This window comes from Streptomyces sp. SS8 (genome assembly GCF_054072955.1).
The window spans coordinates 112,695-135,518 of the sequence record NZ_JBSVCZ010000016.1; the positions used below are offsets into that span (position 1 = coordinate 112,695).

Genomic DNA, 22,824 nt, shown 5'->3' on the forward strand with positions numbered 1-22,824 from the left:
GCCTCTTCCCCTGAGTTCCCTCAAGCCCTCGCCGGCCCCGTGCCGGGCCGGCCGGTCCTGTGCGGCCCCTTGCCGGGGCCGGTCATCCCTTGGCCACGGCGCGCAGCCGGTCCACCACGTCGGTCCGCAGCTCGGCGGGCTCAAGCACGACCACGTCCGGCCCGAACTCCACCAGCCAGGCGTCCAGCCCGTGGCCGTAGGGGATCTCCAGCTCGTCCCAGCCGTCCCCGGCCTCGCGCGTGTGCAGGGCCCTGGCCCGCAGCGGGTAGCCCGCGCCCTGCCGAAGCCGGATGCGGGCGGTGGCGGTGGCGATCTCCCCGGCCCACCGCTCGACGGTCTCGCGGACGGTGACGTGGTCGGGCACCTCGGCGGTGTAGGCCCCGGCGCGGGAGCGGACCGGCCCGGTGATGCGGGAGAGCCGGAAGACCCGCTCGGCGCCCCGGTCGCGGTCATGGCCGGCCAGGTACCAGTGACCTCGCCAGCACTCCAGCGTCCACGGCTCCACGTGCCGGGTCTCGGGGCGGGCGGCGTTGGACTTGCGGTAGGCGAAGGTGACCGGGCGCCGGTCGCGGCAGGCGAGCATCAGCGGTTCGAAGGCGGCCTCGCGCACGGGGATGCGCGGCTCCAGGGCGCTGTGGCCGCCGTACGGGTCCTCCGTGCCGGTGTCGGCCAGCGGCATCCCGGCGGCGCGCAGCTTCTGCAGGGCGCCGCTGGCGGCCCCGGCCAGACGGGCCTGCTGCCAGACCTTGGCGGCCAGGGTGAGGGCGGCGGCCTCCTCGGCGTCCAGGGCGACGGGCGGGAGGCGGTTGCTGTCGCGGCGGGCCTGGTAGGCGATCTCGCCCTCCAGGTTCTCCACCGTCTCGATCACCAGGCCGAGCTCGCGCAGATCGTCCTTGTCCCGCTCGAACATCCGGTTGAAGGCGTCCTCGCCGCCCCTGCCCGGGCCCCCGCCGACCTCCAGGTACGCCTCGATCGAGGCCCGCAGCTCGCGCTTGGTCAGCGGGCGCCGCGTCCCCAGCAGGCACAGCGCCAGATTCATCAGCCGCTCGGCCTTGGCAATGGCCATCGACGCCCTCTCTCGTACTTGTCCCGATCGTCGACCGTACCGCTCCGGACGTGCCCGGTACAAAGCCCGGGCCCCCGCCGTACGGCGGGGGCCCGGGCGGGTGCTCGACCGGTCTCAGACGGAGACCAGGTCGCAGACGAAGATGAGCGTCTCGCCCGGCTTGATCCGGCCACCGGCGCCGCGGTCGCCGTACGCCATGTGCGGCGGGATGATCAGCTGGCGGCGTCCGCCGACCTTCATGCCCTGCACGCCCTGGTCCCAGCCGGAGATGACCTGGCCGACACCGAGCTGGAAGCTCAGCGGGGTGCCGCGGTTCCAGCTGGCGTCGAACTCCTCGCCGGTGGAGAAGGCGACGCCCACGTAGTGCACGGAGACGGTGTCGCCGGCCTTGGCGACCGGTCCGTCACCCTCCCAGATGTCCTTGATCTCCAGGTCGGCCGGGGGCTCGCCGCCCGGGAAGTCGATCTCGGGCTTGTCGATGCTCACGAAGTTGCTCCTACGAACGTTTCCATCGGTCAACCGGGACAGTCTCGCAGACCCGGCGGACCGCCGGCGAGGAAGATCGTCAGACCTTGCCGACGATGTCCACGACGAACACCAGCGTGTTCTCGGCCAGCTCCGACTGCGGATTGCTCGCGTAGGCGAGGTCCGGCGGGATGACCAGGAGGACACGGTCCCCGACCTTCTTGCCGACCAGGGCGTCGTCCCAGCCCTTGACGACCTTGCCGGTGCCGATCTGGAAGGCGGTGGCGCCACCGTGGTCCCAGGAGGAGTCGAACTTCTTCCCGTCCTCCCACTTGACCCCGGTGTACTGGGCGATCAGTCCGTCGCCGGCCTCCACCTCGGGCCCGTCGCCCTCGATCAGCACCTGCTCCTTCAGCTTCCCTGGAGCCTTCTCGCCCTTGGGGACGGTGATGGTGGCGGCCTTCTGCTTGTTGGCCTTCACCTCGGGCATGCCCTCGCCGGTGGCCTCCTGCTCGCCGCTGGCCTCGGCCTTGGCATCGGTCTTGGCGGAGGCGACCGCGTCGACCACCCAGACCATGCTGTCGGCTCCGTCGATCCCCAGCTGCGGGTTGATCGAGTCGCCCATGATCGCCTCGGCGGTGCCCTCGATCAGGACGCGGCTGCCGGCCCGCTCCCCGATCAGGGACTGGGCGACCGGCTCGGGGAGCCCCTGGGCCTCACCGAGACGGAGGACCTCCTGGCGGCGGGCGTCACCCTCGGAGGCGCCCTCCGGCTGCTGCTTCCAGGTGTTGATCAGCTCCTGGCCGTTGCTGGTCATCAGGATGTCGATGCGGACGAAGTCGCCCTCGGCGAGCTTGTCGCCCTTGCCCTCGGTGACGGTCCGCACCGCGGCCTCGTCGGGGGCCTCGGCGTCCTCGGCGACGGTGACCTTGGGCTCCTCGCCGACCTTGCCGGAGACCTTGGTGGCGGCTTCGGAGGAGCCCTCGGATCCGTCGGAGCCGCACGCCGCGGTGAACAGCACGGCGGGCACGACCAGGGCCGCGGCGACGCGGCGGCCGACCTTCGCCAGGGGGCGGGGGTGTGGGGGGCGTCCCCCTCGAGATTGCAGCATCTGTCCAACTCGTGGTGTAGGAGGTGTCCGGGCGTTCCGGGCGTGCCGGCCACTCTACGGGCCGCCCGGCCCACCTCCCACAACTCGCGGAAGGACCGATTTCGTTCCCGGGCCGGGCGCTGATCCGGTCCCGGGCCGGCGGCCCGCGCCCGGGGCCGCGCCGGTGTGCCGCGGCCCCGGGCGCGCCGCCCGCCGAGCTCACATGCCGGAGATGAGCTTCTCCACACGCTCGTCCACCGAGCGGAACGGGTCCTTGCACAGCACCGTGCGCTGGGCCTGGTCGTTCAGCTTCAGGTGCACCCAGTCCACCGTGAAGTCACGGCGCTGCTCCTGGGCCCGGCGGATGAAGTCGCCGCGCAGCCGGGCACGGGTGGTCTGCGGCGGCACGGTCTTGCCCTCGAAGATCTTCACGTCGTTGCAGATCCGGGCGGCCTGCCCCTTCCGCTCCAGCAGGTAGTACAGCCCCCGGCGGCGGTGGATGTCGTGGTACGCGAGGTCTATCTGGGCGATCCGGGGATGGGACATGGTGATGTTGTTCTTGGCCCGGTACCGCTCGATGAGCTGGTACTTCATCACCCAGTCGATCTCGGTGTTGACCTTGTCGAGCTCCTCGGTGCGGACCGCCTCCAGGGTGCGGCCCCACAGCTCCAGCACCTGGTCCACCACGCCCGTGCGGATACCCCGCCGCTCGCAGAAGTCGGCGGCCTTCTCGTAGTACTCCTGCTGCACCTCCAGCGCGGACGCCTCGCGCCCGTTGGCCAGCCGGACCTTGCGCCGGCCGGTGATGTCGTGGCTGACCTCGCGGATCGCCCGGATCGGGTTCTCCAGGGTGAGGTCGCGCATGACCGTGCCGGCCTCGATCATGCGCAGCACCAGGTCGGTGGCGCCGACCTTGAGCAGCATGGTCGTCTCGGACATGTTGGAGTCGCCGACGATGACGTGGAGACGGCGGTAGCGCTCGGCGTCGGCGTGCGGCTCGTCGCGGGTGTTGATGATCGGCCGGGAGCGGGTGGTGGCGGAGCTGACACCCTCCCAGATGTGCTCGGCGCGCTGGCTGACGCAGTAGACCGCGCCGCGCGGGGTCTGGAGCACCTTGCCGGCGCCGCAGACGAGCTGCCTGGTCACCAGGAACGGGATGAGGACGTCCGCCAGACGCGAGAACTCCCCGTGCCGGGCCACGAGGTAGTTCTCGTGACAGCCGTAGGAGTTGCCCGCCGAGTCGGTGTTGTTCTTGAACAGGTAGACGTCGCCCGCGATGCCCTCCTCGTGGAGGCGTCGCTCGGCGTCGACGAGGAGTCCTTCGAGGATGCGCTCGCCCGCCTTGTCGTGGGTGACCAGCTCGGTCACGTTGTCGCACTCCGGAGTGGCGTACTCCGGGTGCGATCCCACGTCCAGGTAGAGGCGGGCACCGTTACGGAGGAAGACGTTGCTGCTGCGGCCCCATGACACGACACGGCGGAAGAGGTACCGCGCCACTTCGTCAGGAGACAGGCGCCGCTGTCCCCGAAACGTACACGTGACGCCGTACTCGTTCTCCAGCCCGAAGATTCGGCGGTCCATGAATGAACTTTACGCCTGATGCCCGGTTTTGAAACCGGCTCCGGCGCCCCCGTTCCGATCACTTTCCATCCGGGCGACGGCGCCGGAGGGCGGGGCGGAGGGCGGGGTGGGAGCCGGGCGCGTGGTCAGGGCGGGGGCCGTCAGGACACGCCGGGTGGCCAGCAGGACCAGCAGTGCGGCCAGGCCGCCCGCACCGGCCACGAGGAAACCCGCGGGCGCCCCGCCCCGTTCGATGACCGGACCCACCACGGCCGTCCCCGCCGCGGCCCCGACTCCGAAGGACGTCACCAGCCAGGAGAACGCCTCCGTGACCGTGCCGGCCGGTGCGTGCCGGTCCACCACCACGAAGGCGCAGGCCAGTGCGGGGGCCAGGAAGAGGCCCGCGACCCCGGACAGGAAGGTCATCGCCACGGGGCCCGGCGCCAGCGCCAGCGGCAGGTAGCCGGCCGCCAGGGCTGCCACCAGGGCGCGCAGCCGGGCCTCGGGCTCCCCCGCCCAGGTGCGGGCTCCGTAGGCCAGGCCGCCGACCAGGGCTCCGGCGCCCAGTGCCGAGAGCAGATAGCTGGAGATCAGCTCGTCGCCGTGGCCGTCGGCGTAGGCGACCGCGGCCACCGCGATCGTCCCCAGGGCGAGGCCGACGAAGAAGAACGAGCCGAGCAGGGCGAGCAGGCCGCCGGAGCGCAGGGCCCCCAGCCAGTGCGCCTCACGCGGTTCGGAGCGCCAGCGGCGGGAGGGCGGCGAGACCACCACGGACAGGGCGCCGAGCACTCCCAGGGCGTTGATCACCAGCAGGGCCGCGGCCTCGCTCCAGAGGGCCACCAGCACCGTGACGGCCAGCGGCCCCAGGGTGAACATCACCTCCTGGGCCACCGCGTCCAGCGCGTAGGCGGCGTGCACCCGGTCGGGGTGCTTCAGGACGGACGGCCACAGGGCGCGCAGGCCGCCTTCCAGGGGCGGGGTGAACAGGCCGGCGACGGCCGTCGCGGCGTAGGCGACGGGCAGCGGTTCGATGCCGGCGAGAGCGAGGGTGGCCATGCCGAGGCCGGAGAGCAGCGCGGCGGGCAGCATCACCGGCGGCTGGCCCCACAGGTCCGCCGCACGGCCCAGCAGCGGCTGCCCGACGGCGTTGGACAGGCCGTAGACGGCCGACAGCACGCCCGCCAGGGTGTAGCTGCCGCCCTCCGCACGGGTGAACAGCACGATCGCCAGGGCGGCGGTGGCGTTCGGCAGCCGGCCGATCAGGGTGCCGGTGAGCAGCCGCGCGGCGTGTCTTACGCGCAGCAGTTCGGCGTAGCCCGTCGCCATGGATCGGCTCCTCTTCCCCGGATTCCTCCGGCAGCCTGTGGGAGTGTTACGTATAACCCGCTCCGTTATACGTACCATGAGCCCGCCCCCGGGTCCACGCCGGCCCGGGCGCCGCCCGTACCGTCCGTCCACCCCGGGAGCCGGCCAGTGACCACCGACCGACCCCGGCCCACGAGCCGGGACGTGGCGCGTGCCGCAGGTGTCTCCCAGGCGGCCGTCTCCCTGGTGCTGGGCGGCAAGTGGCGCGGCCGGGTCTCGCCGGGCAAGGCCGAGGCGGTGCGGGAGGCGGCACGGGAGCTGGGCTACCGGCCGAACCTGGCCGCGCGCAGTCTGCGGCTGGGGCGCACCCGGACCGCGCTGCTGGTCGTCCCGGCGCTGACCAACGAGTTCTTCGCCCGGCTCCACGCGGGTGCCGCTCGGGTGGCCGCCGAGCACGACTTCGGGGTGGTGCTCTACCCCTCCCCGGAGGGTGTCGGGCCCGCCCGGGACCCCTTCGACTCCGCCGGCGCCGCTCTGGACGGCGTGATCGCCTCCTCCATGGCCTCCGAGGCGCTGGCCGCCCTGCGCTCCGGCGGCGAACTGCCGCTGGTGATGCTCGACAGCGATCCCGAGAACACCCAGGCGGCGGCCACCGTCAACCTCGACATCGCCGACGGCATGCGGCAGGCGGTGGGGCATCTGCTGGAGCTGGGCCACCGCCGGGTGGCCCACATCGCCGCGGCGGTGGACTCCTGGACCTTCGAGGTGCGGGCCGCGGCACTGGCCGAGGCCCTGGACGCGGCCGGCTGCCCCCCACCGTCCACCTGGACGGCCGGCCTGGACGTGGCCGCCGGAGCGCGTGCCGCCGCGCAGGCGCTGGCGGCGGTCCCCCGGCCGACCGCGCTGGTGTGCGACGACGACGTGCTCGCCGCGGGCGCGTGCAAGGCGGTACGGCGGCTGGGGCTGCGGGTGCCGCAGGACGTCTCGGTGACCGGCTTCGACGATCTGGCGCTCGCCCGGGCCGTCGAGCCGGAGCTGACGACGGTGCGGCTGCCCGCCGAGGAGGCGGGGGCGGCCGGGATGCGGAGTCTGCTGGCCGTTCTGGACGGCCGGAAGGAGGGCGCCGTTCCGGACGGCCGGACGCGGGAGGCCGGCGGCTCCGGATCCACCGCCCGGGTGACGACCCTGCCGGTGCGGCTGACCGTACGGGACTCCACCGCCCCGCCCCCGGACGCGCCCGTGGGCCCCGACCGGCGCTGAGCACGGCCGGGGCCCACGGGCGGCCGGCGGGAGCGGCAGGGGTGCGCGCGGGCTACTCCTCGGAGGCGGAGGACTCCCCCGAGGAGGCCCCACCGGACGACTCACCGGACGACTCCCCGGAGGACGCGGACGTACCGTCCTCCTCCAGCAGCCGGGAGAGCTGCCGGCCGAGCACGCGCTTGAACTTGCGCTGCTGGGGCCGGGTGCGGTCCAGGACGGCGACCTCCAGCTGGTCGGCCGTGAGGGTGCGCTCGCCGCCGTTGCTGTCCCGGCTCAGGGACTCCACCGCCAGCTTGAGGGCCTCGGCCAGGGTCATCCCGTCCCGGTGGCGCTGTTCGAGGTAGCTGCCGATCTGGTCGGAGTTGCCGCCGACCGCCACCGAGCCGTGCTCGTCGACGATGGAGCCGTCGTGCGGCAGCCGGTAGATCTGGTCGTCCTCGGGGCCCTCCCCGACCTCGGCGACGATCAGCTCCACCTCGTACGGCTTCTCCGCCGCGCTGGAGAAGATGGTGCCCAGGGTCTGGGCGTAGACGTTGGCCAGGCCCCGCGCGGTGACGTCCGTGCGGGCGTAGGTGTAGCCGCGCAGGTCGGCGTAGCGGACGCCGCCGATGCGCAGGTTCTCGAACTCGTTGTACTTGCCCACCGCCGCGAAGGCGATCCGGTCGTAGATCTCGCTGACCTTGTGCAGTGCCCGAGAGGGGTTCTCGGCGACGAACACGATGCCGTCGGCGTACTGCAACACGACCACGCTGCGGCCGCGCGCGATGCCCTTGCGGGCGTACTCGGCGCGGTCCGCCATGGCCTGCTGGGGTGAGACATAGAACGGCGTCGACACCGGCTATCGGTCCCTTCCTGATCTAGAGCACAGGGGCCTGGGGCCCGTTGGGCGACTGGAGCCGGCCGTCGTGCACCGAGCGGGCGATCTCGGCGACCTCCTCCTCGGTGAGCCTGCGGAAGCCGTCCTCGGTGATCACCGCGACGACTGGGTAGATCCGGCGCACCAGGTCGGGGCCGCCGGTGGCGGAGTCGTCGTCGGCGGCGTCGTAGAGGGCCTGGACGACGGCCGTGACCGCCTGCCGCTCGCCGAGGTCGTCGCGGTGCAGCTTCTTGAGCGAACCGCGCGCGAAGACCGAACCGGAGCCGACCGCCGCGAAGCCCTGCTCCTCGGAGCGCCCGCCGGTCACGTCGTAGGAGAAGACGCGGCCCCTGCCCCGGTCCACGTCGTACCCGGCGAACAGCGGGATCACCGCCAGCCCCTGCATGGCCATGCCGAGATTGCCGCGGATCATCGTGGACAGGCGGTTGGCCTTGCCCTCCAGGGAGAGCTGGGTGCCCTCGACCTTCTCGAAGTGCTCCAGCTCCAGCTGGAAGAGCCTGACCATCTCCACGGCGAGTCCGGCGGTCCCGGCGATGCCGACGGCGCTGTACTCGTCGGCCGGGAAGACCTTCTCGATGTCGCGCTGGGCGATCATGTTGCCCATCGTCGCGCGCCGGTCGCCGGCCAGCACCACGCCGCCGGGGAAGGTGACCGCGACGATCGTCGTGCCGTGCGGCGCCTCGACGGCGCCCTTCACGGGCGGGAGCGGACGGTTGCCGGGGAGCTGCTCGGGCGCGTGCTCGGACAGGAAGTCCATGAACGAGGACGAGCCCGGCGTCAGGAAGGCAGCAGGCAGACGCCCTGTGCTACGGGTGTTGGCTTCCACACGTTTCCTTCCACCAGATCGTGAGACCGGATCTTGAGAATCCTGCACGGACCTTACCCGTGGCGGCGGATGTCATCCGTCCCGCACCCCCGCCGTCGCGGGGGTGCGGGACGGACGGGCACGCCCTACTCGCCGCCCTTCTGCACGAAGGAGCGCACGAAGTCCTCGGCGTTCTCCTCGAGTACGTCGTCGATCTCGTCCAGCACGGAGTCCACCTCGTCCGACAGCGCCTCCTGGCGCTCCTTGAGGTCCTCCGAGACCTGCGCGTCCTGCGCCTGCTCGTCGGTCTCCTCGGTGGTGCGTGCCGCCTTCTGCTGACCGCCGCCGGTGTCCTTGGTCGCCATATACCTCACCCCGCTCGGTTGGACGGTACAAGATCAGACCCTACAAGCCGGGCCTGACATCGGCCCTTCTCCTGCTCTGTGGCACTTCCCGCCATGCCATTGCCATGTCGCCGCCGTGCCACTGCCGTGCCTCTGCCACGCCGCCGGCGTTCAGAAGCCGTCTCCATGATTCCCGCGTCCGCGGGCTTTCAGCCGTCCCCTCTCCCCCGGCTCACTTCCCGGACAGCGCCCTGACCAGCTCCTCCGCCGTGGCGCAGCGGTCGAGCAGATCGCTGACGTGGGCGCGCGTGCCGCGCAGCGGCTCCAGGGTGGGTACCCGCTGGAGGGAGTCCCGACCCGGCAGATCGAAGATCACCGAGTCCCAGGAGGCCGCCGCCACCGCGTCGGCGTACCGCTCCAGGCACTGACCGCGGAAGTAGGCCCGGGTGTCCTCCGGGGGCTGGGAGCGGGCCCGCTCCACCTCCGCCTCGTCCAGCAGCCGCTTCATCCGGCCGCGGGCCGCCAGGCGGTTGTACAGCCCCTTGTCGGGACGCACGTCGGCGTACTGCAGGTCCACCAGGTGCAGCCGGGCCGCGTCCCAGTCCAGACCGTCGCGGCGCCGGTAGCCCTCCATCAGCTCCCGCTTGGCGACCCAGTCCAGCTCGCCCGCCAGGCTCATCGGATCGCCCTCCAGACGCACCAGGACGTCCTCCCAGCGGGCCAGCACGTCCCTGGTCTGCTCGTCCGCGTCCTGCCCCCAGCGCTCCTCCACGTACTTGCGGGCCAGCTCGTAGTACTCCATCTGGAGCTGTACGGCGGTGAGCGTCCGTCCGCTGCGCAGCGTGACCGGCCGGCGCAGCGACGGGTCGTGGCTGACCTGGTGGAGGGTGCGCACGGGCTGGTCGACGGCCAGGTCGACGGCGATGAAGCCGTCCTCGATCATGGACAGCACCAGGGAGGTGGTGCCGAGCTTGAGGTAGGTGGAGATCTCCGAGAGATTGGCGTCTCCGACGATCACATGCAGCCGGCGGTACTTCTCGGCGTCGGCGTGCGGCTCGTCACGGGTGTTGATGATCGGCCGTTTGAGGGTGGTCTCCAGGCCGACCTCCACCTCGAAGTAGTCGGCCCGCTGGCTGATCTGGAAGCCGTGCTCGGAGCCGTCCTGCCCGATCCCGACGCGCCCGGCCCCGGTGACGACCTGGCGGGAGACGAAGAAGGGCGTCAGGTGGCGCACGATCTCCGAGAAGGGGGTCTCCCTCTTCATCAGGTAGTTCTCGTGGCAGCCGTAGGAGGCGCCCTTGTTGTCGGTGTTGTTCTTGTACAGGTGGATCGGCTGGGCGCCGGGCACCTCGGCGGCGCGCCGGGCGGCCTCGGCCATGATCCGCTCACCGGCCTTGTCCCACAGCACGGCGTCCCTGGGGTTGGTGACCTCCGGGGCGCTGTACTCGGGGTGCGCGTGGTCCACGTACAGCCGCGCACCGTTGGTGAGGATCACGTTGGCCAGGCCGATGTCCTCGTCCGTGAGCTGGCTGGAGTCGGCGGCCTCGCGCGCGAGGTCGAAGCCCCGGGCGTCCCGCAGCGGGTTCTCCTCCTCGAAGTCCCAGCGGGCGCGGCGCGCCCGGTGCATCGCCGCCGCGTAGGCGTTGACGACCTGGGACGAGGTGAGCATGGCATTGGCGTTCGGGTGACCGGGGACGGAGATCCCGTACTCCGTCTCGATGCCCATCACTCGCCGTACGGTCATGCGGCCCTCCTTGCCCGGCGGCGGCCCGCCTTTGGGCCACCGCTCAAGTCCCGCTGCGCATCCGGCCCGTTCGCGGCCCCTGGCCTCGCACTCCGCATGGCGGCGGTACGGACGAGCCTAGGGCGGTCGGGCCCCGGTTGGGAGATCACTGCGGACTTCCCGTGTTTCCTCGGTGGAGATCGGTCCGAAAAGATCCGGCTGCGGACACCCGCCCCGCCTCTCGACGGGGACACGGGTATCCGCAGCCGGACGGTGTCTTCTACAGGTACTGACCGGTGTTGGCCACCGTGTCGATGGAGCGTCCGGTGTCCGCGCCCTGCTTTCCGGTGACGAGGGTGCGGATGAAGACGATCCGCTCGCCCTTCTTGCCGGAGATACGGGCCCAGTCGTCGGGGTTGGTGGTGTTGGGCAGGTCCTCGTTCTCCTTGAACTCGTCCACGCACGCGGCGAGCAGATGGGAGACCCGCAGGCCCTTCTGGTTGTGGTCGAGGAAGGCCTTGATCGCCATCTTCTTGGCCCGGTCGACGATGTTCTGGATCATCGCGCCGGAGTTGAAGTCCTTGAAGTACAGGACCTCCTTGTCACCGTTGGCGTAGGTGACCTCCAGGAAGCGGTTCTCCTCGGACTCGGCGTACATCTGCTCGACGACCGACTGGATCATCCCGGCGACGGTGGCCTCGGGGTCCTTGTTGTGTTCCGCGAGGTCGTCCGCGTGCAGGGGGAGGTTCGGGGTCAGGTACTTCGAGAAGATGTCCTTGGCGGCCTCGGCGTCCGGGCGCTCGATCTTGATCTTCACATCGAGGCGTCCCGGCCGCAGGATCGCCGGATCGATCATGTCCTCGCGGTTGGAGGCGCCGATGACGATGACGTTCTCCAGCCCCTCCACACCGTCGATCTCCGACAGCAGCTGCGGGACGATGGTGTTCTCCACGTCCGAGCTGACGCCGGAGCCGCGGGTGCGGAACAGGGAGTCCATCTCGTCGAAGAAGACGATGACGGGCGTGCCCTCGCTCGCCTTCTCCCGGGCCCGCTGGAAGACCAGCCGGATGTGCCGCTCGGTCTCGCCGACGTACTTGTTCAGCAGCTCGGGGCCCTTGATGTTGAGGAAGTAGCTCTTCCCCTGGGGCTGCCCTGTCACCTCGGCGACCTTCTTGGCAAGGGAGTTGGCCACGGCCTTGGCGATGAGGGTCTTGCCGCAGCCGGGCGGGCCGTAGAGCAGGACGCCCTTGGGCGGGCGGAGTTCGTGCTCCTTGAACAGGTCCGGGTAGAGGTAGGGGAGCTCCACCGCGTCGCGGATCAGCTCGATCTGACCGCCCAGGCCACCGATCTTGTTGTAGTCGATGTCCGGGACCTCTTCGAGGACGAGCTCCTCGACCTCGCTCTTGGGCACGACCTCGTAGACGTACCCCGAGCGCGGCTCCAGCAGCAGCGCGTCACCGGCCCGGAGCGTGGCGTTCATAAGGGGCTCGGCGAGCCTGACCACGCGCTCCTCGTCGGTGTGCCCGATCACCAGGGCGCGCTCGCCGTCCTCCAGGACCTCCTTGAGGGTGACGATGTCCCCGGCGCGTTCGAACTCCATGGCCTCGACCACATTGAGCGCCTCGTTCAGCATGACCTCCTGGCCACGCCTGAGCTCACCGAGATCGAGACTGGGGCTGACGTTCACCCGGAGCTTGCGCCCGCCGGTGAAGATGTCGGCCGTGCCGTCCTCGTTCGCCTGCAGAAAAACCCCGAAGCCGGCCGGTGGCTGGGCCAGCCGGTCGACCTCCTCCTTGAGGGCCACGATCTGGTCACGGGCCTCACGGAGGGTGTTGGCGAGCCGCTCGTTCTGTGCGGACACACCGGCCAGATTCGTCTGCAGCTCGACGATCCGCTCCTCGAGAATCCGAGTGTGGCGCGGAGAGTCGGCGAGCTTGCGGCGCAGGACGGCGATCTCCTGCTCGAGATGGGCAACCTGGCCTGCCGGGTCGTCGGAACCCCGTTCGGGCCGGATGCCGCGGTTGATGTCGTCGTCGTGGGCTGCCACGGTCCTCACCTCCTCCAAGGGGAGCTGGACGCTTCCTGACCCTACCTGGACCCGTGGGGGTTGAAACCCCTAGATCACAAACACGGTCGGGGTGTGTCTGATCTTCACCCTTGCGCACTCCCTTACCCCGGGTGAATACCCACCCAACCTCTCCGGAAAGCGGCCGGTTGTATCGTCTGAAGCGTCAACCCCCGTCACGGGTGGCTCTATTCCGCCAAGATCACACCGACAATCCCTCACACGGTCCGGTCACGAGCGCAGGAACGGCAGGCAGCAACATGGGCTCGCACAACGAGCAGACCGCAGAACTGGAAGTCTGGATCGACCAGGAACTCTGCACCGGCGACGGGATCTGCGCGCAGTACGCGCCCGAGGTCTTCGAGCTGGACATCGACGGGCTCGCCTACGTGAAGGGCCCCGCCCCCGCGGGCGAGGAGGCGGAGCTGCGCACCGAGCCGGGCGCCACCGCCCCCGTCCCCCTCCCGCTGCTCGGCGACGTGGTGGATTCGGCCAGGGAGTGTCCGGGCGAGTGCATCCACGTGCGCCGGGCGGCCGACGGCGTCGAGGTGTACGGCCCCGACGCCGGGTAGTACGGCGGCGCCGCGGCCTCCGGCCGCGCCGGGTGTCACGTGACCGCTCAGACACTCCGTGCGGTCGGCGCCGCCTCCAGCACGAACTTCCCGCCCCGCCACTCCCATTCGACGTCCCGCGCCTGGTCGGGACAGCAGCGGGGCACGTCCGGCGACGAGTAGCCCAGCAGCCTGGCGGACACCGTGCGGTCGCGGACGGCCAGGTCCTGCACCGTCATCCCCTCCTCCGGATCCACCAGGGTCTCGGCGATCCGGGGTCCGCCTCCCCCGCTCGCGGGGTGTGCCAGGACGTACACCCCGCTGGGCGGGGTGCCGATCCCCGCGGCGCAGCGGACCACCGCGACGGTCTCGGCGCGGCCGTCGCCGTCGAAGTCCACGGCCGCCCTGTCGATCACCTCGGCCTCCACCGGGCCGCACTCCAGCGGGTAGCGTGCCGTGTCCGCGTCCGGCCCGGGAGCCACCGTGGCGGTCTCCCGCGGCTGGGTGGCGTCGGCGCCGGCGGGCTCCAGCAGCGCGACCGCGCCCAGCAGTGCGCCCAGCGCCGCGGCGGTGGCGAACCAGTGCGGCGCGCGGGTCCGGGTGTGGGCGGGGGCCGCGGGGGAAGGCACGGGGGAGGACGGTGTCCGGCCCGCCCCGAGGGCCTCGGCCGGACCGGGCTGGGGCGGGACGCGGGAGGCGGCGTCCGTCAGGGGCGGGGCGGAGGGAGCGGGCGCAGAGTCTGCCGGAAGCTGCACGCGGGACGACTCCTGTGAGGTGCGGGCGGCCGGGGGTGCCCAGCATCGTGCCATACGTCACACCCCGGTGGAACGGCCGGGTGCGCTTCGCCGCCGCCCCGTCTCCCGCCCGGCCCGCACGGGGCCGCACCCGCACCTGCCGCAGGCCGCTGCCCGGCTCCCGTGGGAGCCGGGCAGCGGCCTGCGGCAGGTGCGGGTCGTGGGTCGCGGATGGCGGAAAAGAGCCGTCTCAGCCGCGGCCGGAGCCGCTGCCCGGACCGCTGTAGTCCTCCCCGTAGGCGCCCTTGGCCGGGCGGCGGCGGCGCATGGGGGGCTCCACCCCGTCGGCGAGCCGGCGGGCGGTGAGCAGGAAGCCGGTGTGCCCGATCATGCGGTGGTCGGGGCGGACGGCCAGGCCCTCGACGTGCCAGGTGCGCACCATGGTCTCCCAGGCGGCCGGCTCGTTGAAGGTGCCGTGCTCGCGGATGGACTCCACGGTGCGGGCGAGCTGGGTGGTGGTGGCGACGTAGGCGCACAGGATGCCGCCGGGGACGAGGGCCTTGGAGACGGCCTCCAGGCACTCCCAGGGGGCGAGCATGTCCAGGATGACCCGGTCGACCTCGGTGTCGGACAGGTTGTCCTGGAGGTCCCCGACGGTCAGCCGCCAGGCCGGGTGCGGGGCGCCGAAGTACCGCTCGACGTTCGCCTGCGCGATCTCGGCGAAGTCGGCGCGGCGCTCGTAGGAGTGCAGCATGCCCTGGTCGCCCACGGCCCGCAGCAGGAAGGTGCTCAGCGAGCCGGAGCCGACGCCCGCCTCGACGACGCGCGCGCCGGGGAAGATGTCGGCCATCGCGAGGATCTGCCCCGCGTCCTTGGGGTAGACGACGGCAGCGCCGCGCGGCATGGACAGGACGTAGTCGGGGAGCAGGGGACGCAGCGCGAGGTAGGCGACGTTTCCCGTGGTACGGACGACCGTGCCCTCGGGAGCACCGATCAGCTCGTCGTGGGGGAAGGCTCCCTTGTGGGTGTGGAAGCTCTTCCCCGCCTCGAGCGTGAAGGTGTAGTGGCGTCCCTTGGGGTCGGTGAGCTGGACCTGGTCCCCGACCTGGAAGGGCCCGCGACGGCGGGCGGCACCGGTCGGTTCGGACATGGGGGCAAGGGTAGTCCAGGCACGCCCTCCGGCCGTAATCGAGGCCCGTCCCTCCTCGCCCCCGCCCCCGGGAGGCCCCGGACGGACGGGCGGGCGGGGCGCGCGGGACCGGGTTCCCTGGAGGTCAGGTGGCGGGCTTGGCCATGGCCGCCACGAAGGCCCGCTCGACGTCGCCGGCCGACAGCACCCCGTAGATCTCGCCGCTCCCCTCCACCACCAGGTACTCGGTGGCGGGGGTGGCGCGCAGGTGTTCCAGCAGTTCCTCACCGGCCAGCTCGGCCCACACCCGCATGCCCTCGGTGAGGTCCTGGGCCAGGGTGCTCACCGCCACCCAGGGGCGCCGGTGCTCGGGCACCCCGGCGATGGCCGCCTCGCGGACGAGGGCGACCGCCTCCCCCTGGCCGTCCACGACCACCAGGGCCCTGGCCCCGGCCTCGTTGGCGCGGCGCAGGCCCTCCGACAGGGGGGTGTCGGAGGAGACGGGGACGGCGCGGCGGGTCAGGGCCCGGGCGCTCAGCTCGGGCAGGCGCTCGCGCAGCCTGGCCATGCGCAGGCTGTTGCCGGCCCCGGTCCAGATGATCGCGGCGAGGATCGCGGCGAGCAGGGCGTCGGTGATGGAGTCCACCCCACCGAAGCCCTCCTCGGCGCCGTAGCCCCCCGCGTAGCTGAGCAGCGGCATCCCGATCAGGACGGCGACGGCGAGCGCACGGCCGGTCCAGGCGGCGGCGACGGTACCGGTCATCGGCTTGCCGCTGATCTTCCACACCACCGCGCGCAGCATCCGGCCGCCGTCCAGAGGCAGGCCCGGCAGCAGGTTGAAGATCGCGACGATGAGGTTGGAGACCATCAGCCCGGCCAGCAGCACCGCGGGCACGGTGCCGGGCTCGACGGCGAACAGCCCCAGGTAGAACACGCCCGACAGCACCAGGGAGAGCAGCGGGCCGACGAAGGCCAGGACGAACTCCCGGCCCGGGGTCTCGCTCTCCTTCTCGATCTCCGACACCCCGCCGAAGAACTGGAGCTGGATGCGGCGCACCGGGAGCTTGAAGCGCAGCGCGGCGACGGTGTGGGCCAGCTCGTGGACCAGCACCGAGGCGTAGAAGGCCACCGCGAAGAACAGGGACACCAGGTAGCGGGCGCCGCCCAGCTCCGGGAGCACGCGCTCCAGCTGCCCCCCGAAGACCCAGGTGATCAGCGCGGCGACGACGAACCAGCTCGGCGCCACGTACACGGGCACGCCGAAGGGGCGGCCCATGAGGATGCCGCCGCCGCTCTCCCGCGGGCGCTTCGGCCTGCCGTCCGCCGATTCACCGGGGCCGGGCCCCGGCCGCCCGCCGTTGTCCGTGTCCGCCACGGGTTCCCCTCGTAGAAGATGCCCTCGCACCCGGTGGTCGGCCCCCGCGGCCTTGTGGTGCGGGGAGGGTGCGAAGGGGTACGCCATCGATGGTAAGCGGCGGTGTGTCGGTGGCGGGCCGTAGGGTCGTGTCCATGGTCTCCCATCCGGCATCCGGCAAGGCGTCCTCGCCCGCCTCGCCGCCCAACTCCCTGTCACCTTCGCGGGCCGCCGACTTCATGCAGTGCCCGCTGCTGTACCGCTTCCGGGTGATCGACAGGCTGCCCGAGAAACCGACGCCCGCGGCCACCCGGGGCACGGTGGTGCACGCGGTGCTGGAGCGGCTGTTCGACTCCCCGGCCGCCGAGCGCAGCGTACGCCGGGCGCGCTCGCTGGTGGTGCGGGAGTGGGAGCGGCTGCTGGCGAAGCGGCCGGAGCTGGCGGAGCTGTTCACGGAGGAGGGCCGGGCGGCCACGGGCGAGGGCGCGGCCGACGGCACCGAGCTGGCGCGGTGGCTGGCCCAGGCGGAGGAGCTGGTCGAGCGGTGGTTCTCCCTGGAGGACCCCACCAGGCTGGAGCCGGCCGAGCGCGAGCTGTTCGTGGAGGCCCGTCTGGAGTCCGGGCTGCGGCTGCGCGGCATCATCGACCGGGTGGACGTGGCGCCCACCGGCGAGGTCCGCATCGTCGACTACAAGACCGGAAAGGCGCCCCGGCCTCAGTACGCGGCCGAGGCGCTGTTCCAGATGAAGTTCTACGCCCTGGTGCTGTGGCGGCTGCGCGGCACGATCCCGCGCCGGCTGCAGCTGGTCTACCTGGGCAGCACCGACGTGCTCACCTATGACCCGGACGAGAACGACCTGCGCGGTGTGGAGCGCAAGCTGCTGGCCCTGTGGGAGGCGATCCGGCAGGCCACCGAGACCGGCGACTGGCGGCCCAGGCCGGGCCCGCTGTGCGGCTGGTGCGCCCACCAGGCGCTGTGCCCGGAGTTCGGGGGCACTCCCCCGCCGTATCCGCTGATGATCCAGCCCCGGCTGCCGCTGGATCCGGACGGCGGCGGGCACGGCGGCACGGACGGTGGCACGGGCGCCGGCGGGAGGTCCTGACGGCGGCGGCCGGCCGGGCCCCCTCCCGGGGGCGGGGGGCGCGGCCGGCTGGGCGAGAATGGGCCTGCCGAGCCCCCGTTCCCGATAGGAGTTCCCGTGGCAATCCGCGTCCTGCTGGTCGACGACCAGCCGCTGCTGCGCACCGGCTTCCGGATGATCCTGGAGGCCGAGGGCGACATCGCCGTGGTGGGCGAGGCCGGGGACGGCCTGCAGGCGCTGGAGCAGGTGCGCGCCCTCCAGCCGGACGTGGTCCTGATGGACATCCGGATGCCGCGGATGGACGGTGTGGAGGCGACCCGGCAGATCACCGGCCCGGAGCGGGACGGCCCCGCCAAGGTGCTGGTGCTCACCACGTTCGACCTGGACGAGTACGTGGTGGAGGCACTGCGCGCGGGCGCGTCCGGCTTCCTCCTCAAGGACGCCCCGGCCGCCGAGCTGGTGCAGGCGATCCGGGTGGTGGCGGCCGGCGAGGCGATGCTCGCCCCCAGCATCACCCGGCGTCTGCTGGACAAGTACGCCGGGAAGCTGCCCTCGGGCGAGGAGGAGGTGCCCGACGCGCTGGGCAGGCTCACCGACCGCGAGGTCGAGGTGCTCAAGCTGGTGGCGCGCGGCCTGTCGAACGCCGAGATCGCCGCGGACCTCTTCGTCAGCGAGACGACGGTGAAGACCCATGTCGGCCATGTGCTGACCAAGCTGAGCCTGCGCGACCGGGTACAGGCCGCCGTCTACGCCTACGAGAGCGGGCTGGTCCGCCCCGGCGACCGGTAAAGGACATCCAGGGCCGGAGACGCCGGAGACGCCGGTGCGCCGCCGGCCGCGGGGAGGCGGCGGGCGGCGCACCGGCGTCGGCGCCGGCCGGAGAGGGAGCGGGTCAGCCCGCGCCGCCCTTGCCGATCTCCCAGAAGCGGAAGACGGTGGAGGCGTCCAGCGTCCACTCCAGCCCGGAGATGTCCTCGTGCGCCACGGCGTACTGCTTGCCCTGCCAGACGGGCAGGATCGGCAGGTCCCGGGCGACGATGTCCTGGATCTCGCCGAAGTCCTCGACGGTGGCGGCGCGGTCGCTCGCCGCGGCCGTGCGCGGCAGCAGCCTGGAGGTGATCCGCCCGGCGTCGTAGCCGTTGCCCAGCACGTTGTCCTCGCCGAAGAAGGGCGCGGTGAAGTTGTCGGCGTCGGGGTAGTCGGGGACCCAGCCCTTGACGTACACCCCGTACTCGCCCGCCTCGACGCCCTTCTCGTACTCCTCCAGCTCCACGCTCTTGACCTTGGCCTCGAACAGGCCGCTGGCGTTGAGCTGCTGGGCGATCTCCTCGAACTCCCGGACGGTGGCGGGGCCGTAGCGCACGGGGGTGGCCCACAGGGTCAGCTCCACCTTCTCCGTGATGCCCTCGGCGCGCAGAGCCGCCTTGGCCTTGGCCGGCTGCGGGCGGCTGCCGTAGACGTCGAAGAAGGCCGTGTTGTGGCCGGTGATCCCGGCGGGCACGATCGAGTACAGCGGCTCGGCGGTGCGCCGGTAGACGTCGCGGATCAGCGTGGAGCGGTCCAGCAGGTGCGCGACGGCCTTGCGCACCCCCGGCTTGCCGGTGACCGGGTGCTCCATGTTGAAGACCAGGTGGTGGACCTCGGCGCTGGTGCCCTCGACGACATCCACCCCGTTCTCGGCGCTCGCCGCCGCGTCCAGGTCGGCGATGTCGTCCATGGCCAGGCCGCGGTAGGCCAGGTCCACCTCGCCGCTGCTCAGAGCCTCCTTCAGCGCCGCCTGGTCGCCGTGGAAGAGCCTCATGGTCATACCGGAGTTCCTCACCTCGGCGGGCCCGACGTAGTCCGGGTTGACGGAGAAGACGGCCTCCTTGTCGCCGTAGGAGTCCAGCCGGTACACGCCCGAGCCGACGGCCTTGCCGTCGGTGCGCAGTTCGTCGGCCGGGTAGGCGCGGTGGTCGACGATCGAGCCCGCACCGGAGGCGATCTTCTGCGGGAAGGTGGCGTCGGGCGAGGAGAGGCGGAAGACGACCGTCCTCGCGTCCGGGGTCTCGATCTTCTCGATGCCCGACAGCATCACGGCCGGGCCGTCGGGGTCGTCGATGCGCAGGGTCCGCTCGAAGGAGAACTTCACGTCCTTCGAGGTGAGCGCGTTGCCGTTGGTGAACTTCAGCCCGTCCTTGAGGACACACCGGAAGACCTGGCTGCCGTCGTCGGTGAACTCGCAGCTCCGCGCGGCCTCCGGCTGGGGTTCGCCTCCGTTCCTGGGGAAGCTGAGCAGCGACTGGAAGACGTTGTTGAAGACCAGCCAGGATCCCGGGTCGTAGCCGGAGGCGGGGTCGACGGCCATGACCTCGTCGGTCATGCCCATCACGATCCGCTCCCCCTGCCCGGCGCTCGTGCCCTGCTCGTCACCGCAGCCGGTGAGCAGTGCGGCGACCAGGGTCGTACCTACCGCAAGCGCCCGGAAACGGGCCCTTTTCCTCACGTTCGCATCCTCATCCGTGGTGTGCCGTTCTCTGAACCCCCGTTCACACAGCTCCGCGCCACCCCCGCGACCGGGGGCGGCGCGGAGGAAGCTCAGTCCTGGACGCTTCTGCCCAGCTCCCACAACTGGAGTACGGAGGAGGAGTTGAGCGCCCACTCCACCCCGGTGACCCCGTCGCGGGCGGCGACGTACTGCTTGCCCTGCCACAGCGGCAGCACGGGCACCTCCTTGGCGACGATGTCCTGGACGCGGACGAAGTCGTCGACCGCCTTGTCGCGCCGCTCCTCGACCCGGGTGCGCGGGATGAGCTGTTCGCGGATCTCGTTGTTCTCGTACGGGGAGCCCAGGAAGTTGTCCTCGGCGAAGAAGGGCGCGACGAAGTTGTCCGGGTCCGGGAAGTCCGGGAACCAGCCCATGCCGTAGACCGCGTACTCCTGCTCGGCCGAGGCGGGCCGGTAGGTCTTCCACGGCACGCCCTTGACCTTCGCCCGGAACAGTCCGGAGTCGTTGAGCTGCTCGGCCAGTACCTCGAACTCCTCGGCGGTGGCGGGGCCGTAGTGGTCGGTGGTGTAGGTGAGCTCCACCTCGACCGGGGTGTCGACGCCGGCGCGTTCGAGGACGGCGCGGGCCGCCTTGACGTCCGGCTCGCCGTAGACGTTGAAGAAGGAGTTGTGGTGGCCGGTCAGCCCGCTGGGGACGATGGAGTACAGGGGCTCGGCGGTCCGTGCGTACACGTCGCGCACCAGCTCGCCGCGGTCGACGGTCCGGGCGATGGCCTGGCGTACGGCCTTGCGGCCGACGACCGGGTCGTCGGTGGCGAAGACGAGGTAGCGGATCTCCTGGCCGGACATCTCGACGACGTCGATGCCGTCGCCCTTGTCGCTCCCGAGCCGGTCGATCTGCTCGGGCGACAGGCTCCGGTTCATCACGTCGATCTCACCGTCGCGCAGGGCTTTCTCCATGGCCTCGGAGTCGTCGAAGAAGCGCAGCTCGACACGGTTGTTCCGCAGCTCCAGGTCGCCCTTGTAGGTCTCGTTGCGGGCGAGGACCGCCCGGCCGCCCTCGGCGTCGAAGGACTCCAGGACGTAGGGGCCGGAGCCGGTGAGCGAGTACCCCTCGTGGAGCTTGTCGGCCGAGTAGGCCTCGCTGTCCAGGATCGCGGCCGCGGGGGTGGCGAGCTTCTGGGGGAAGGTGGCGTCGGGCTTCTTGAGGTGGAAGACCACCTTGTCCCCGGAAGGCGCCTCGACCCGGTCGAGGTTGCTCAGCAGCGACGCGGGGCCGCCGGAGTCGTCGATGCCGAGCATGCGGTTGACGGAGAACACCACGTCCTCGGCCGTCAGCTCGTGCCCGTTGGAGAACGTGAGCCCCTCGCGGAGGGTGCAGCGGTACTGCGTACTGCGCTGGTCGGCGAATCCGCACTCCTGCGCGGCCTCCGGCTCCGGCTGGGTGCCCGCCCGCGGCAGACGCAGCAGGGTCTGGAAGGTGTTGCGGAAGATGTTCCACGTGCTGACGTCGTAGACCGCCGCGGGGTCGAGCGGGGCGGGCGCCTTCGCCGTGGCCTCGATCCGGTCGGTGGTACCGACGACGATCGTTCCGCCGTTTCCGCCGCCGGCACTGTCGTTGCCGCATGCAACGACCAGCGGTGCCAGCAGGCCCGCGAGGGCGGGCAGCAGCAGCGTCTTGCGGTTCATCGGTGACGGTCTCCTCGTCCAGCCGGGTTGTCGCCGAATTCTCCGGCCGGGAGACAGACATTAGTAGCCGCGGGGTCCGTCACTTCCCCGGGCCACCGGCGTGGAATTATCACGCTCCGATAACTCCGTCACGCGATCCGATAACCGGACGCCGGAGCGATCGACGCGAGTAGGCATCAAACGGGACACATGGACGCGCGGAAAACGGGCCAACCGCCCTTGCCGCCACCCGACCCCCCGCCTCGCACCCCGGGTCCGCGTGATGAATGTCACGCGTTCAACCACCAGGCGAAAAGCGGGAATTCGGCCACGGTATTCGTCACTGATAATGAACGGCCCGCTGCTCACGGTTTTCGATGCATTCATCGTGCAGCGAACGGCGCACGCTCAGTACGCGGAAGCGATCAGGGAGTGCAGAAAAGGCAGATCCACTTCCTCCAGGGACGGCACGACCGTGCGCCGGTGCGCGGGCTCGATCCGCGTCACCGACGGCACCGCCACCACATGGCAGCCCGCGGCCTCCGCCGAGGCCACACCGGTCGCGGTGTCCTCCACCACCACGCAGCGCCCCGGGTGCGCCCCCAGCCGCGAGGCGGCCAGCAGATACGGATCCGGGTGCGGCTTGGTCCGCTCCACCTCGTCCCCCGCCAGGGTCAGCGCGAAGTGCTCCGGCCCCAGGGAGACCAGCATCCGGTCGATGACCCGCCGGTGCGAGGCCGACACCAGGGCGGCGGGCACGTCGTGCGCGGCCAGCTCCGTCAGCAGCCGCCGGGCACCGGGCATCAGGGACACCCCGCGCTCGACCCGCTCGATGAACTTGGAGTTGAGCAGCACCGTCAGGTCTCCCAGGGAGATGTCCGCCCCGGTGGCCTGAATCAGATGGGTCGCGCTCCGGGACATCGGCCCGCCGACCACCACCTCACGGTGCTCGTCGGCCAGCGCGTACCCCAGTTCGGCGAACACCTCGACCTCCGTCTCCCACCAGAACCCCTCGGTGTCCACCAGCGTGCCGTCCATGTCCAGCAGGACGGCCTGCAGGCCGGTCGCGGCGGCCCCGGACACGGTGGACGCGGCGGGCGAAGCGGCGCTGGACGCGCCCACCGCGGCCGGTCTCCCCCCTCCGCCCGGGAGCCGTACGGGCGCGGAGACGGGAGCCGGAGCGCTGCCGCCGAAGGCGGGCGGGACCTCGGCGCGGGAAAGGGGACGAGTCATCCGTGTGCCTCCTACGGGGACGCGAA

The 22,824-nt window shown here is 71.6% G+C and carries 20 protein-coding genes; 4 read left to right on the forward strand and 16 right to left on the reverse strand.

Annotated elements, in window-relative coordinates; all coding sequences use genetic code 11:
* Positions 1–82: 82 nt before the first annotated feature.
* From ACW69E_RS17185 to ACW69E_RS17205, 5 genes are all read right to left on the reverse strand, one after another.
* Positions 83–1,066, reverse strand: a complete 984-nt coding sequence (locus ACW69E_RS17185; protein ID WP_457499119.1) for a helix-turn-helix transcriptional regulator — start codon at positions 1,064–1,066, stop codon at positions 83–85.
* 114 nt (positions 1,067–1,180) lie between these two features.
* Positions 1,181–1,552, reverse strand: coding sequence for an FKBP-type peptidyl-prolyl cis-trans isomerase (locus ACW69E_RS17190; RefSeq protein ID WP_101257209.1), 372 nt, complete (start codon positions 1,550–1,552; stop codon positions 1,181–1,183).
* 79 nt (positions 1,553–1,631) lie between these two features.
* Positions 1,632–2,642, reverse strand: a complete 1,011-nt coding sequence (locus ACW69E_RS17195) for an FKBP-type peptidyl-prolyl cis-trans isomerase (protein WP_457499120.1) — start codon at positions 2,640–2,642, stop codon at positions 1,632–1,634.
* Between the two features lie 198 nt (positions 2,643–2,840).
* Complete coding sequence (gene pafA, locus ACW69E_RS17200; RefSeq protein WP_457499121.1) at positions 2,841–4,202, reverse strand: Pup--protein ligase; 1,362 nt, start codon at positions 4,200–4,202, stop codon at positions 2,841–2,843.
* Between the two features lie 9 nt (positions 4,203–4,211).
* Positions 4,212–5,507, reverse strand: a complete 1,296-nt coding sequence (locus ACW69E_RS17205; RefSeq protein WP_457499122.1) for an MFS transporter — start codon at positions 5,505–5,507, stop codon at positions 4,212–4,214.
* 147 nt (positions 5,508–5,654) lie between these two features.
* On the opposite strand from ACW69E_RS17205, the gene ACW69E_RS17210 reads away from it, so the two are divergent.
* Positions 5,655–6,746, forward strand: coding sequence for a LacI family DNA-binding transcriptional regulator (locus ACW69E_RS17210; protein ID WP_457499123.1), 1,092 nt, complete (start codon positions 5,655–5,657; stop codon positions 6,744–6,746).
* Positions 6,747–6,798: 52 nt separating this feature from the next.
* Here the strand turns inward: ACW69E_RS17210 and prcA are convergent, their stop codons facing one another.
* The 5 genes from prcA to arc form a co-directional block, all read right to left on the reverse strand.
* Entirely contained in the window at positions 6,799–7,581 is a 783-nt protein-coding gene (gene prcA / locus ACW69E_RS17215; RefSeq protein ID WP_457499124.1) for a proteasome subunit alpha, read from the reverse strand.
* Positions 7,582–7,603: 22 nt separating this feature from the next.
* Positions 7,604–8,449, reverse strand: a complete 846-nt coding sequence (gene prcB, locus ACW69E_RS17220; protein WP_457499125.1) for a proteasome subunit beta — start codon at positions 8,447–8,449, stop codon at positions 7,604–7,606.
* 125 nt (positions 8,450–8,574) lie between these two features.
* Positions 8,575–8,793 carry a ubiquitin-like protein Pup gene (locus ACW69E_RS17225; RefSeq protein ID WP_457499126.1) on the reverse strand — a complete coding sequence of 73 codons (219 nt, stop codon included), beginning with the start codon at positions 8,791–8,793 and terminating at the stop codon, positions 8,575–8,577.
* 211 nt (positions 8,794–9,004) lie between these two features.
* Positions 9,005–10,516 carry a depupylase/deamidase Dop gene (gene dop, locus ACW69E_RS17230; protein ID WP_457499127.1) on the reverse strand — a complete coding sequence of 504 codons (1,512 nt, stop codon included), beginning with the start codon at positions 10,514–10,516 and terminating at the stop codon, positions 9,005–9,007.
* A gap of 259 nt (positions 10,517–10,775) precedes the next feature.
* Positions 10,776–12,542: a proteasome ATPase gene (gene arc / locus ACW69E_RS17235; RefSeq protein ID WP_457499128.1), complete on the reverse strand. Its 1,767-nt coding sequence runs from the start codon at positions 12,540–12,542 to the stop codon at positions 10,776–10,778.
* A gap of 278 nt (positions 12,543–12,820) precedes the next feature.
* Here arc and ACW69E_RS17240 point away from each other — a divergent pair, with 278 nt between their 5' ends.
* Positions 12,821–13,132, forward strand: a complete 312-nt coding sequence (locus tag ACW69E_RS17240) for a ferredoxin (protein ID WP_457499129.1) — start codon at positions 12,821–12,823, stop codon at positions 13,130–13,132.
* A 47-nt stretch (positions 13,133–13,179) separates the two neighbouring features.
* Here the strand turns inward: ACW69E_RS17240 and ACW69E_RS17245 are convergent, their stop codons facing one another.
* The 3 genes from ACW69E_RS17245 to ACW69E_RS17255 form a co-directional block, all read right to left on the reverse strand.
* Complete coding sequence (locus ACW69E_RS17245; protein ID WP_457499130.1) at positions 13,180–13,740, reverse strand: hypothetical protein; 561 nt, start codon at positions 13,738–13,740, stop codon at positions 13,180–13,182.
* 355 nt (positions 13,741–14,095) lie between these two features.
* A complete protein-coding gene (locus ACW69E_RS17250; RefSeq protein WP_457499131.1) occupies positions 14,096–14,995 on the reverse strand; it encodes a tRNA (adenine-N1)-methyltransferase in 900 nt (299 codons plus the stop codon).
* A gap of 124 nt (positions 14,996–15,119) precedes the next feature.
* Complete coding sequence (locus ACW69E_RS17255; RefSeq protein WP_457499132.1) at positions 15,120–16,436, reverse strand: site-2 protease family protein; 1,317 nt, start codon at positions 16,434–16,436, stop codon at positions 15,120–15,122.
* A gap of 2 nt (positions 16,437–16,438) precedes the next feature.
* Between ACW69E_RS17255 and ACW69E_RS17260 the strand changes: the two genes are divergently transcribed.
* Together ACW69E_RS17260 and ACW69E_RS17265 are read left to right on the forward strand one after the other, a co-directional pair.
* Positions 16,439–17,431, forward strand: coding sequence for a RecB family exonuclease (locus tag ACW69E_RS17260; RefSeq protein ID WP_457499133.1), 993 nt, complete (start codon positions 16,439–16,441; stop codon positions 17,429–17,431).
* Between the two features lie 96 nt (positions 17,432–17,527).
* Positions 17,528–18,199: a response regulator gene (locus tag ACW69E_RS17265; protein ID WP_457499134.1), complete on the forward strand. Its 672-nt coding sequence runs from the start codon at positions 17,528–17,530 to the stop codon at positions 18,197–18,199.
* A 103-nt stretch (positions 18,200–18,302) separates the two neighbouring features.
* Here ACW69E_RS17265 and ACW69E_RS17270 read toward each other — a convergent pair whose 3' ends face one another.
* The 3 genes from ACW69E_RS17270 to ACW69E_RS17280 form a co-directional block, all read right to left on the reverse strand.
* Complete coding sequence (locus ACW69E_RS17270; protein WP_457499135.1) at positions 18,303–19,895, reverse strand: ABC transporter substrate-binding protein; 1,593 nt, start codon at positions 19,893–19,895, stop codon at positions 18,303–18,305.
* A gap of 92 nt (positions 19,896–19,987) precedes the next feature.
* Complete coding sequence (locus ACW69E_RS17275) at positions 19,988–21,586, reverse strand: ABC transporter substrate-binding protein (protein WP_457499136.1); 1,599 nt, start codon at positions 21,584–21,586, stop codon at positions 19,988–19,990.
* Positions 21,587–21,973: 387 nt separating this feature from the next.
* A complete protein-coding gene (locus tag ACW69E_RS17280; RefSeq protein ID WP_457499137.1) occupies positions 21,974–22,798 on the reverse strand; it encodes an HAD family hydrolase in 825 nt (274 codons plus the stop codon).
* Positions 22,799–22,824: the final 26 nt, after the last annotated feature.

Excerpts from the sequence above, each read along its gene's own strand:
- ACW69E_RS17185 (WP_457499119.1), bottom strand. The coding sequence starts at position 1,066 with ATGGCCATTGCCAAGGCCGAGCGGCTGATGAATCTGGCGCTGTGCCTG.
- ACW69E_RS17195 (WP_457499120.1), bottom strand. The coding sequence starts at position 2,642 with ATGCTGCAATCTCGAGGGGGACGCCCCCCACACCCCCGCCCCCTGGCG.
- pafA (WP_457499121.1), bottom strand. The coding sequence starts at position 4,202 with ATGGACCGCCGAATCTTCGGGCTGGAGAACGAGTACGGCGTCACGTGT.
- ACW69E_RS17205 (WP_457499122.1), bottom strand. The coding sequence starts at position 5,507 with ATGGCGACGGGCTACGCCGAACTGCTGCGCGTAAGACACGCCGCGCGG.
- ACW69E_RS17225 (WP_457499126.1), bottom strand. The coding sequence starts at position 8,793 with ATGGCGACCAAGGACACCGGCGGCGGTCAGCAGAAGGCGGCACGCACC.
- dop (WP_457499127.1), bottom strand. The coding sequence starts at position 10,516 with ATGACCGTACGGCGAGTGATGGGCATCGAGACGGAGTACGGGATCTCC.
- ACW69E_RS17240 (WP_457499129.1), top strand. The coding sequence starts at position 12,821 with ATGGGCTCGCACAACGAGCAGACCGCAGAACTGGAAGTCTGGATCGAC.
- ACW69E_RS17250 (WP_457499131.1), bottom strand. The coding sequence starts at position 14,995 with ATGTCCGAACCGACCGGTGCCGCCCGCCGTCGCGGGCCCTTCCAGGTC.
- ACW69E_RS17255 (WP_457499132.1), bottom strand. The coding sequence starts at position 16,436 with ATGGCGTACCCCTTCGCACCCTCCCCGCACCACAAGGCCGCGGGGGCC.
- ACW69E_RS17260 (WP_457499133.1), top strand. The coding sequence starts at position 16,439 with ATGGTAAGCGGCGGTGTGTCGGTGGCGGGCCGTAGGGTCGTGTCCATG.
- ACW69E_RS17275 (WP_457499136.1), bottom strand. The coding sequence starts at position 21,586 with ATGAACCGCAAGACGCTGCTGCTGCCCGCCCTCGCGGGCCTGCTGGCA.
- ACW69E_RS17280 (WP_457499137.1), bottom strand. The coding sequence starts at position 22,798 with ATGACTCGTCCCCTTTCCCGCGCCGAGGTCCCGCCCGCCTTCGGCGGC.